Origin of the sequence: uncultured Methanobrevibacter sp., assembly GCF_947169325.1 — an archaeon.
Taxonomy (GTDB): domain Archaea; phylum Methanobacteriota; class Methanobacteria; order Methanobacteriales; family Methanobacteriaceae; genus Methanocatella.
In genome coordinates, this window is sequence record NZ_CAMVPN010000002.1 from 61879 (window position 1) to 71992 (window position 10114).

Here is a 10114-nt window from a genome sequence, read left to right on the forward strand (position 1 = left end):
AGAACATAATATTTAAATTATATTAAAAAATTGAGAATTTTGTAAAATTTTATTCTGAAAATAAAAAAATTTATTAAAAGATATTCAAGAAAAAATATTAATAATAAACAAATTCCAATTATTACTCTTATAATTAAAATTATTCCAAAAATCTGTGTAAAAATAGGATTTTATTAAAATCAGCTTTACAAATAATAACTATTATTTAGAAATATTTATAAAAAGTAAACATTTTACAATATATATTACAAATATTAAAAACAGTCAAAAATTAAGTCAATGATTATTTACATTTTACAGAAATCTCATTCAAAATTTTTTGAAGATACTTCTTTTTCAAAACAAGTTCGCGCCTATCGGCCAATAACTCACTGTTGGGCTGGCGAACCTTTCCGCCAATTCTTGAAGCCCCCAGGTATTTGGTGTCACCTTCCCTCAACTCATGCACAGTACCATCACGAATCGCACTTAATATTCGATAATAATCCCTGAAAAGCACGTCAAAATCGTTGCTTAAGTGATATATCTCCAAATCGGTTATCAGACGTGACTCCTCATCAAACCATATTAGAAAAATAGCTTCGAATTTAAACAGATTGCTGAATTCGACAAAATCGAAGTAATCCAAATCGCACAGTTTCAGTTTTGAGGCTGGATATCTCTGACCGCAGTTTTTAAACTTATATCCAATGGTAAAAATAAAATCAGAGGATCCATCCAAATCAACTTCATCTACTGAAAGACCTATAAGCTTTTCGAATGAATCCATAAAAATCATCTAGTCTTTGTCAAGTGCAGGAATTCCGGTAATTCTTAATCCGCCGTAATGGGATTTGTATTTAATATTTAACCCAATAAGCAGAGGAGTGATCTTTTCGATGATTCTTGCCTTTTCAAGAACTCCTGTATCGATTGTCCGTACACCCGGAATCTTGTCGATGATTTCAGCTGCAGTCTCTTTAGCTTCCTTATCATCACCTGCAATGAGACAGTCACAGTCGATTTCTTCAGGAATGTTTGCCAGATGGGAATTGGAAATGTTACAGAATGCACAAATCACTTTAGCATCTGTTCCTTCAAGGATTGAAGCTGTCCTTTCAGCAGCTGATCCTTCCATCAAATCTATAAACCTGAATGGCTTTCCACCGATTGCAGTTTCAAGAGGCACTGTTGCATCCATGACGATTTTGTCAGTGCAGAATTCCTTGATTCCTTCGATTGTTGGTTTTTGGGCAGCCAATGGTACTGTGATAATCAAAATGTCTCCTTCTTTTGCTGCGTCTTCGTTTGCCATTCCTTTCATGTTGGATAAATCATAGTCTGCAAGTTCCTCTTTTGCTTTTGCGACTACATCCAATGCCTTTTCTTCCTTACGAGATCCGACTATCACATCTACTCCGGCGATAGCCAGTCTTTCTGCTATTCCAAGACCTTGTGGTCCTGTTCCACCAATTACACTTACTATCATTTTATCACCTATTTTTTATCGTACAATAAACCGCCGACGAATATCAGATATTCCGGCAGTTTTCCGTCCTTTGCGTATTGTATCTTATAACCGAAAATGTCTTCAACAGCCTTGTCCACGTCTCCACCTAAGGCTTCAATCGGATATCTCATCTTGAAGGGCATTTTGCATGGCATGTTGAATTCCCTTGTGCATCTCATGCAGAGGTTGCATTTGCCCAAAAAGAGTCCCAGAGAATCTTCACTTTCAAGCGCATAGATTTCGTTCATGAATTTCACTTTCATTCTCTCAAAGCGTTTTAAAATGTATTCAAGTTCCTTTTCCTCAAAGGTGTGTTCCAGCTCCTCGGAGGAAAAGTCGATTTTAAAAGCGATGATCTTGAGTTTATTGTATGAGTTCCATACGTCATCCGTGTCGAATTCAAATGGAGGATAATTCCAGTTGTAGCCTAACATTTCCTGCTCTTCGATGCAGAGTTTTGAAATTTTTTCAAAGTCAACATAGTTTTTGTAAAACTCTTCGACATCCACATCTGCAGTTAGTTTTCTTATCTCAGACATAATTAATAATATTGAAATGAAACATTATAAAAGTTACTACAAAAATATCTTGCAAAAATAAAAAATATTCATAAATTTTAAAAATTTGATAAAAAATAATGGGCAAAATTAAGAAAATATTTTAAAATACCTACTAATTTAGATAAGTTGCTGTTGTATATCTATAGTAGTCGACACTGAAAATTATAAATACTATTGATTATAAATATTATAATCATGTCTAATCAAACATTAATTGAAGAATATCCTGGGATTATTTCCGAGATTCAAACGGAAATTAAAAAGTTAGAGAACGATACACGTGTTTTAAATAAATTATATGTAATTTTAGATGTTTTACATGATGAACCTATAAACGACATCATTAATAAACATGGAATTAGTCAAGGAACAGCATATAATTGGATAAAACAATGGAATGATGGCGGAATGGATGCATTAAAAAGAAAACAGGGTTCCAAAGGACAATCAAAATTAACTGACGAACAATTTTTAATTTTAGACAAAGCAATTCAAGATAATAATTTAAAAACTGCAAAAGAAGTAAAACATCTAATTGAAACATTGTTTGGAGTAAAATACAGTTTACGAAGTATAGAGCGTATAATGAAGAAATTAGACTATACTTACACCAAACCTTACAAAATATACGCTAAAATGCCAAAAGATGCCGAAGAGCAGTTAAAAAAAACACCCGACATTTAGATTTAGAAAATTTCACTGTCGTGTTTTTAGACCAAACCTACTGCCAAAATCAGGATAACAGTCAAAAATGCTATAATAAAAAAGGCACTAAAAACATTAAAATACAACCAACAATAAGATTATCCTTAAATGCACTTGGAGTGCAAGCAATTAATGGAAAATCATTTGTATCATTCTTAGATAATACAAAAACCTTTGAAATGATGAAATTTATGGTAACTATCACCATTCAAAATATTGAAAATGAAAAATTAAAGTCTAAATTAGAAAAAATAATATATAATGAAGATTTAGAATTAGATAATATTTTAAATACTGTGAATATTGAAAAAAACTATGAAAAGCTATTATTAGCGTTAAAAATGTTATCTGAGAAAAGTAATGCCTTCAAAAAATTATTCGAAAGACTTCTGAAAAATCCTTTAAATTTCAAAACAAAATCTAATCAAGTACTTGAAAATCTTCAAAAAGCAATGTTATTATCCTATTTTATGGATAAAAACTTACAACATCAATTAATAATGGAAAAACCAATAGCAGTAATCTTAGATAATTATAGTGTCCATCATGCAATCGTTTTTACAGAACTATGCAATATTTTAAATATGGATCTAATTCATTTACCTCCTTATTCTCCAAAATATAATCCAATAGAACAAGTTTGGAGAACAATAAAAGCCAAAATCTCAAGAAAATTTATAACAAGCATCGAACAACTAAAATTTATCTTTAAAAACGAATTTGACCAAGTAATTGATAATGAAAGTTATTGGAAAAATTGGCTCTGGAAGTTCCTATAATCTTTTATAATTTTCAGTGTCGGGAACTATATATAGAAAAAATATTGCATTTCTAAATATCATCCTTTTAAGACAAAATCTAGATGAGAATTTAGTTTATAATAACATATCCCATTTAATAAACTAAACATAATTTAAATATCCGCCGTGAAATAATCCCTATGTTTATTTAAGTAGTAGTTAATGAAAATGAATCCTATTATTGAACCTAAAGACATTCCGCAAACCAGACCCCAATATACTCCGACGGCACCTAAACCCAAAATGAATGCAAAAACTCCCGCAAAGATCACTTCAAGCAAAAATGACCTTAGGACCGTCAGCAAAAGTGACAGTGTTCCTTTTCCCATGGACTGGAAGATGTTTCCGGCAATTACACCAAATGGCATAAAGAGCAAAAAGAAACATAAAATCCTCAATGCCTCAACAACTTTAGGTGCTAAAACGGAACTGTCGGCAGAATATGAGAATATGAATGAGAGCGGGTCTGCGAATATAAAAAGGAATGCACAGACAATAACTGATGAAATCATTCCAAGTTTTACACCGTAGTTCAGTGCTGTTTTGAGATTTTCAAAGTTTCTTGCACCGTAAGCGGCCCCTGCAACAGTCAATGCGGCCACACCGATACCTATCATTGGTGAAATTCCTATTGCCACCAGTCTCCATGTTGCAGTATATGCCGCAACGGCAAGGGTTCCCGAGAGAACTGTAAGCCAGTAGTTCATAAGAATTGATACGAATGATATGATGAACTGCTCGAGGCTTGCCGGAATACCTACAACAAGAATATCCTTGTATATGGTGAAATTTCTCTTGTATTCGCTCATCTTGACTTCAAGAAAGCTGTCCCTTTTAACAAACATCCAGTACATCATTAAAATCATAGGGATTGTACCTGAAATGACTGTCGCTATTGCAGCACCGGTGACTCCCCATCCGATTACATAGATGAATATCGGGTCTAAAATCATGTTGATGAGTGCTGTAAACATCAAAGGATATGATGCCCTTCTGATTTCGCCCTGGGATCTGAAGATGGCCGCCATCATAGCCGGAAGAAAGACTGAAAAGATTCCTCCGATGACTATTGTTCCATAGGCCATTGTCTCGTTTATGACCTCACCTGCACCCATCATCATCAGTAACGGCCTTAAGACAAAAAGAATTATGATTGTTGTTATAATTGTAACAATAATGCTCAGCATTATTGAGTGTATTGCACTGTTTCCGGCTGCTTCGTAGTCTTCAGCACCGATGCATCGTGCAATCAGACTGTTTGAACCTGCACCCAAACCGTTTGCAAATCCGACAAGAGCCAAAAATATAGGTGTCACAAATCCGACAGCCGCAAGAGGATGAGGTCCCAATCCTGCAACCCAAATACCATCGATAATGTTGTTGAGCATCATGAACAAGTTTGATATAATGATAGGTAAAGCCAACTTGTTTATTGCCTTTTTCGGATGGTTAACAATCAAGTCTATTTCTTCTGTTTTGCTTGAGCCCATTTTTTCACCTTACGATGTGCTGACCTGGATTTATGAAATCATCTAAAAATTCCAAAAAGCCTTCATTTTCAATTTCATCAAGAGTTATGAATTCATAAGTGTTAATAATTGTTTTCTTGAGGTTCTTGCCAACCTTGATAAGTCCAATATGCTCCTGCGTAAAGATGTATTCGACCAGCTGACGGGCATTCCTGAATTCCCTTTTTTGGGTGTGAACAAGAAAATCGCCTTGTATATAACAGTTTTCACGGCCGTACTTGGCAGCGAAATTTTCACAGGCCTTGTTGAAGAATACCTTAGGACCTACATTGACCTTGATGTCATTTAGCTTTGATGAAGCCATTTCAAGCAAAATAACGCCTGTCAGTATCTCATCGCTCCAGTAATCCGCCTTGAATACGTTGAATTCCTCCTCGTTCATCTTGCGCTCCAGGGCTTCGCACGTTTTTTTAAGCTGAGGGTGAAGGGTATCCAAAGGCATGTCAGGAATATTGAATCTAACTGCAATCAGATCGCTGTTTCTTTTTGAAAATTCGTTTAGAATATCTTCCTTTTCAATATTTCTTTCAAGCGGATAGAAATAGTCCTTTTTGTTGTCTGAGAATATATAGTTTCGTGCGGACTGCATGAATTCGGCCATCTTGTTCAATCTAAGTGCCGCTGCAACATTGCGGTTCATGTCAGTAGGATCTATGACGATTAAAGGGTCGCCTTCAAACAATCGTGAGGTATTGTAATTTTTCAAATCGATGGACTGGCCGTATTTCCAGTTGATTGCCTCTTTTAAGGTATTTTCAAAATTGCCGTAATTGATGATTAGAAGCTCGCAGAGATATCCTGCAAATCCTCCGACCTTAAACTCTGAGCCGTATGTTCCGGTCATTGCCATGAAACGCTTCAAGAGAAGAACCTCATCTTCCTGCTCTTTTGTTAAGTTGGATTTGACATAACGTGTGTGCAGAATGGTTCTGTCGACTGCAGATTTAAGCTCGCTTCCATCATTTATGGCATAGCACGGCACTATATCGACTTCACATCCCTCAATGTCGGTTGTAACATATGGATGTGATGCGAAGTGATGCTCAGGTGCTGATTCGAACTTCTTGCAGCATTCATGAGCCAATTCAAGACCTGTTTCCTTTAAATATTGCTTGTCAGTGTCTAAAGGAAAAGCGATGAATATGTCGATGTCTGACTTTCCTTTAAGAGCAGTGTTTTTTGCAACTGATCCCACCAATGTTACCTTTGCATCAATATTGCCGTCGTCGCAAAGCTTTTGGAGGAAATTCATTAATCTAGATGACACATCATCAATGTGCTGTTTTTCTTCCTTTGTCGGTTTGATGTCTTTTAATATTGGCCCATAATCCATATTATCACAGTTCAAATATCTCTAAATCTTCATAGATTGGTCCATGAGGTGTCAGTGTGGATTTCTTAAGGACAATTTTATCCACATCCATCTCTCCAATCTCAATTTCTTTAAAGCTTTCAATGGCTGATTTGACCTGGTCTTTTCCCTTTGCGGACCTCATGCGCCCAATGGTCAGGTGTGTTGAGAACTTCCGGTCCTTGTCAAAGCCCATTTGGACAAATTCCTTGTCAAGCTCGTCATGGAGCTTCCTTACAAATCCGTCATTTTCAAGGCCAAGCCAGATGACCTTGATTCGTTTTGTGTTTGGAAAAGCTCCGCAGCCTTTGATGTTTACCTTAAATGTGTCAAATTCACTGACAACAGAAGCGATCTTTTCTGAAAGCAGTCCAATGCCTTCGGTGTCGATGTCTCCGAAGAACTTGAGTGTCAGATGAAGGTTTTCAAGTTCCACATATTTGATGTTGGCGTCAATCTGCTTGAATTCCTTGATTACCTTATAAATTTTTAATTTAATCTCTTCTGGCACTTCAATGGCTAAAAATGCTCTAACTTGTGTCATAATGCACCTATTGTTCAATGATTGTCTCATCAATCGCTATTCCGAAGTGACGTGCATGCTCTTCAACATAAACCTTGACCTTATCTCCAGGTTTGATGTCAGCTACAGACAGAGGCTCGTCGTTTTCATCGACTATCCTGATTGTTTCTGCATTCTGAAGCAATGTGCGAATTGTGTTTCCTTCATATTCAGCTTCAATCAATATCAACGGACGTCTTTCGATTTTGCTTCTTCCGACATATGCTGTTCTTGTCTCACCTTCGGTGTTGACAATCAGCACCTCATCGCCTGCAACAAGCTCTGAGAGGTATCTTGTCTTGTTTCCAGGCACCATAACATATGCCTGTACAGGACCGGCATTGACTCTGAAAGGCCTTGAAGCGACATATTCGCTTTCCAAACTTTCAGAATGAACCAGAAACATTGATTTTGAATATGAACCGATAAGCATTCCTTCGCCAGGCTTCATCATATCTGTTGTATCGACACATACCCTGTCTCCTGAGCCAAGGGGCTTAACGTTGGTTACTGTCGCTATTTTCAAATCATATTTTACCTGTGATGCCTTAACAACTTCTTCGGCTATCTTTTTGGTTTGGTTGAAGTCATTGGCTTCAAAGAGAACACCGTCGGTTCCGTGCTCCAATGTCTCAAGTGCAACACGGGCACCGTCAAGGTCACGCACTGCAGCTATGATTTCAACATCTTCCTTTTGCAAATCAGCAATGATATTTTCAAGAGGGATGATTGTCCAGTCGGTTCCCACAAGAATTATGTAATCCACTATCGGACCTAACTTTACAGCCAACTGCTCATGTGCCTTGTCTGTTATCTTTATATATCCGCAAACGGTTTTTCCTTCACTTTTTGCCTTTTTGGCATTTGCAATGTCAGCTGAATCTGAAAAGTCATCATTGAGCTCCAAAAAGCCATCGCCTTCACCGTTTATGCCGACAAGATATATGTCTGCATCATCAGTGTTTGCAATGATTTTAACGTTGCCGAGCTTTCTGATGTTTTCTATATCGTCAAAGTCAAGCACATGGTCGATTCCTGATTCAAGTGCTGTGGTAATCATTTCCTTTTTGTCTTCCCACAGCTCATCGGGAGTGCTGATCCATGCGAATTTGTTTTGCATCAAATCACCTATTTCAAGAATTCCAATGCTTCATCAACATCCAAATCATGATGAACTACTTCAGATATTGCTCTTGTGATTTTTCCTGGGTTTTCAGCCTGGAAAAGGTTACGTCCAAATGCAACACCTGCTCCACCGACTTCAAGAGAATCTTTTACCATCTGCAGTAATTCTTCATCGGTTTCTACTTTTGGACCTCCTGCAATTACGACAGGCACAATTGCTCCTTCAACGACTTCCTTGAATGAGTCCGGATCACCAGTGTAGTTGGTTTTGACAATGTCCACACCAAGTTCTGAACCTACACGTGCTGCATGCTTTACGAATTCAACATCGTGCTCATTTTCAACCTTTTGGCCACGTGGGTACATCATTGCAAGTAAAGGCATTCCCCAGTAGTCGCAGGTTTCAGCGATTTGGCCCAATTCCTGAAGCATTTGGCTTTCGGTTTCAGAACCGAGATTAACGTGAATGGACACTGCATCTGCACCAAGCTGGATTGCCTTTTCAACGCTTGTTACAGTTACCTTGTCATTTGGGTCCGGTGCAAGGGAGGTACTTGCTGACAAGTGCACGATTAATCCAATATCCTTACCATAGCCTCTGTGTCCTTGCTGTACGATTCCTTTGTGCATCAGGATTGCATCTGCTCCACCTTGGGAGATTTCTTCAACTGTTTCGTCCATGTCGATAATTCCTGGAATCGGACCGCTTGATACACCATGGTCCATCGGTGCGATAACGGTTCTTCCAGTATTTCTGTTAATGATTCTTTCTAAACGAATCTTTTTACCTATCATTATCTAACCTCATATTAACTTATGAATTATATTTCTCTTAATTATGATATATAATAGTTATGTACAGATAATTATAATAAATAAATGAATTTTACACATCGATTAAAATAACTAACTTGAAATTAAACATTTAAGCAAATTTAAAAATTTTAATGTTAAAGTCTATCCGTTAATCCAACTAAAAGTATACAACAAATTATAAGCGAAAATCAAAATTTATTTGAAATAATAATATTTCAAAGTAAAATCAATATTTATGTTAAAAAATAATTTTACGAGCTTAAATCAATATATAAGTCACAAATTAGCAAGATATAAATAATTTAAACTATTAAACTCACCAATATGAAAATCGAAGATATTAAAGAAAATTATTATTTTGAAACATTGACTGCAGAACATGATTTAAGCGATTTTGATTGCGGCGATGAAGACCTAAATGATTTTTTAAAGAATGATGCACTAGCACAACAAAAAGAAAAACTAAATGTTACCAAATTAGTAATGTATAATGGAGACATTATTGGATTTGCATCTTTATTAACAGACACATTAAAGTTGAAAAATATTAAAGATGAAAATTTAAGATTGAAAATTAAAGGGAAATTAAACATCAATTCGAATAAAAGAGGAATATCTGCAGTGAAAATTGGAAGACTTGCTATCAATAGAAAATATTCAAATAAAGGATTAGGCAGCCATATTCTAAGAAGCATATTGAATAATTTGAAAAAAATTTCTGAAAATAAGGTTGGTTTTCGTTTTATAATAATTGAAGGGTATGCTAAAGCATTTAACTTCTATGTTGTGAGAAATGGTTTTGAATATCTTAAAAAAGATGAAAAATCAATTAAAAATATTGATTTTATAATGAACAGAGACCCTACTAAAACATTTTATTTATATCTTGATTTAGAAAAAATATAAAAAGTTAGAAAGGAACAAATCTCTGTTCTTTCATTTTTTTACTTAATTCTTTCTGTTTTTCAGTAGGGGGATCAAGCATATGATTTAAAAATTCTGTAGCTTCATCACCTTCCAAAACAGGAGTATCACCAATAGGTTTTGCCATAATAATTTCCTCCACAAATTTTATATTAAATGGAACTTTTAAAACCTTTTAATCTCAAAGAAACTAATTTATTTTTCAAATGAATAAAAAAATATTCTGTTTTGACATCTTAAACAAAATGTCAAT

Annotated in this window: 12 protein-coding genes; 3 read left to right on the top strand and 9 right to left on the bottom strand. The window is 35.6% G+C overall.

The features are described 5' to 3' along the window. Positions 1-283 precede the first annotated feature (283 nt). Genes Q0W26_RS00630 through Q0W26_RS00640 form a run of 3 tightly spaced genes read right to left on the bottom strand, consistent with a single transcriptional unit; the run spans position 284 to position 2028 of the window. On the bottom strand, positions 284-769 hold the full coding sequence (locus tag Q0W26_RS00630; protein ID WP_298521427.1) for a hypothetical protein: 486 nt from the start codon (positions 767-769) through the stop codon (positions 284-286). Between the two features lie 9 nt (positions 770-778). Beyond that, positions 779-1468: an NADPH-dependent F420 reductase gene (gene npdG, locus Q0W26_RS00635; RefSeq protein WP_298521428.1), complete on the bottom strand. Its 690-nt coding sequence runs from the start codon at positions 1466-1468 to the stop codon at positions 779-781. A gap of 8 nt (positions 1469-1476) precedes the next feature. Beyond that, the gene (locus Q0W26_RS00640; protein WP_298521429.1) at positions 1477-2028 is read right to left on the bottom strand and encodes a DUF2284 domain-containing protein; all 552 of its coding nucleotides are present in this window, start codon (positions 2026-2028) and stop codon (positions 1477-1479) included. Positions 2029-2244: 216 nt separating this feature from the next. On the opposite strand from Q0W26_RS00640, the gene Q0W26_RS00645 reads away from it, so the two are divergent. Both Q0W26_RS00645 and Q0W26_RS00650 read left to right on the top strand, forming a co-directional pair. Further along, a complete protein-coding gene (locus Q0W26_RS00645) occupies positions 2245-2733 on the top strand; it encodes a helix-turn-helix domain-containing protein (RefSeq protein WP_298521431.1) in 489 nt (162 codons plus the stop codon). Positions 2734-2753: 20 nt separating this feature from the next. Then, positions 2754-3533: a transposase gene (locus Q0W26_RS00650; RefSeq protein ID WP_298521432.1), complete on the top strand. Its 780-nt coding sequence runs from the start codon at positions 2754-2756 to the stop codon at positions 3531-3533. 134 nt (positions 3534-3667) lie between these two features. Here the strand turns inward: Q0W26_RS00650 and Q0W26_RS00655 are convergent, their stop codons facing one another. Genes Q0W26_RS00655 through Q0W26_RS00675 form a run of 5 tightly spaced genes read right to left on the bottom strand, consistent with a single transcriptional unit; the run spans position 3668 to position 8919 of the window. Next, entirely contained in the window at positions 3668-5044 is a 1377-nt protein-coding gene (locus Q0W26_RS00655) for an MATE family efflux transporter (protein WP_298521433.1), read from the bottom strand. 4 nt (positions 5045-5048) lie between these two features. Further along, a complete protein-coding gene (gene cca / locus Q0W26_RS00660) occupies positions 5049-6416 on the bottom strand; it encodes a CCA tRNA nucleotidyltransferase (protein WP_298521434.1) in 1368 nt (455 codons plus the stop codon). 4 nt (positions 6417-6420) lie between these two features. Continuing rightward, positions 6421-6978 (bottom strand): RNA 2',3'-cyclic phosphodiesterase, encoded by a 558-nt coding sequence (thpR, locus tag Q0W26_RS00665; protein WP_298521435.1) that lies wholly within the window; start codon positions 6976-6978, stop codon positions 6421-6423. Positions 6979-6985: 7 nt separating this feature from the next. After that, positions 6986-8116, bottom strand: a complete 1131-nt coding sequence (locus Q0W26_RS00670) for a 3-dehydroquinate synthase II (RefSeq protein ID WP_298521436.1) — start codon at positions 8114-8116, stop codon at positions 6986-6988. Between the two features lie 8 nt (positions 8117-8124). Continuing rightward, positions 8125-8919 (bottom strand): 2-amino-3,7-dideoxy-D-threo-hept-6-ulosonate synthase, encoded by a 795-nt coding sequence (locus Q0W26_RS00675; protein ID WP_298521439.1) that lies wholly within the window; start codon positions 8917-8919, stop codon positions 8125-8127. 342 nt (positions 8920-9261) lie between these two features. On the opposite strand from Q0W26_RS00675, the gene Q0W26_RS00680 reads away from it, so the two are divergent. Then, a complete protein-coding gene (locus Q0W26_RS00680; protein ID WP_298521437.1) occupies positions 9262-9843 on the top strand; it encodes a GNAT family N-acetyltransferase in 582 nt (193 codons plus the stop codon). Between the two features lie 4 nt (positions 9844-9847). On the opposite strand, the gene Q0W26_RS00685 is transcribed toward Q0W26_RS00680, so the two are convergent. Next, complete coding sequence (locus Q0W26_RS00685) at positions 9848-9988, bottom strand: hypothetical protein (RefSeq protein WP_298521438.1); 141 nt, start codon at positions 9986-9988, stop codon at positions 9848-9850. Positions 9989-10114 lie beyond the last annotated feature (126 nt).

Bases quoted from the DNA above. Each gene is read 5' to 3' on its own strand.
- thpR (WP_298521435.1), bottom strand. From the start codon at position 6,978: ATGACACAAGTTAGAGCATTTTTAGCCATTGAAGTGCCAGAAGAGATT.
- Q0W26_RS00655 (WP_298521433.1), bottom strand. From the start codon at position 5,044: ATGGGCTCAAGCAAAACAGAAGAAATAGACTTGATTGTTAACCATCCG.
- Q0W26_RS00630 (WP_298521427.1), bottom strand. From the start codon at position 769: ATGGATTCATTCGAAAAGCTTATAGGTCTTTCAGTAGATGAAGTTGAT.
- Q0W26_RS00670 (WP_298521436.1), bottom strand. From the start codon at position 8,116: ATGCAAAACAAATTCGCATGGATCAGCACTCCCGATGAGCTGTGGGAA.
- Q0W26_RS00645 (WP_298521431.1), top strand. From the start codon at position 2,245: ATGTCTAATCAAACATTAATTGAAGAATATCCTGGGATTATTTCCGAG.
- cca (WP_298521434.1), bottom strand. From the start codon at position 6,416: ATGGATTATGGGCCAATATTAAAAGACATCAAACCGACAAAGGAAGAA.
- Q0W26_RS00680 (WP_298521437.1), top strand. From the start codon at position 9,262: ATGAAAATCGAAGATATTAAAGAAAATTATTATTTTGAAACATTGACT.
- npdG (WP_298521428.1), bottom strand. From the start codon at position 1,468: ATGATAGTAAGTGTAATTGGTGGAACAGGACCACAAGGTCTTGGAATA.
- Q0W26_RS00685 (WP_298521438.1), bottom strand. From the start codon at position 9,988: ATGGCAAAACCTATTGGTGATACTCCTGTTTTGGAAGGTGATGAAGCT.
- Q0W26_RS00640 (WP_298521429.1), bottom strand. From the start codon at position 2,028: ATGTCTGAGATAAGAAAACTAACTGCAGATGTGGATGTCGAAGAGTTT.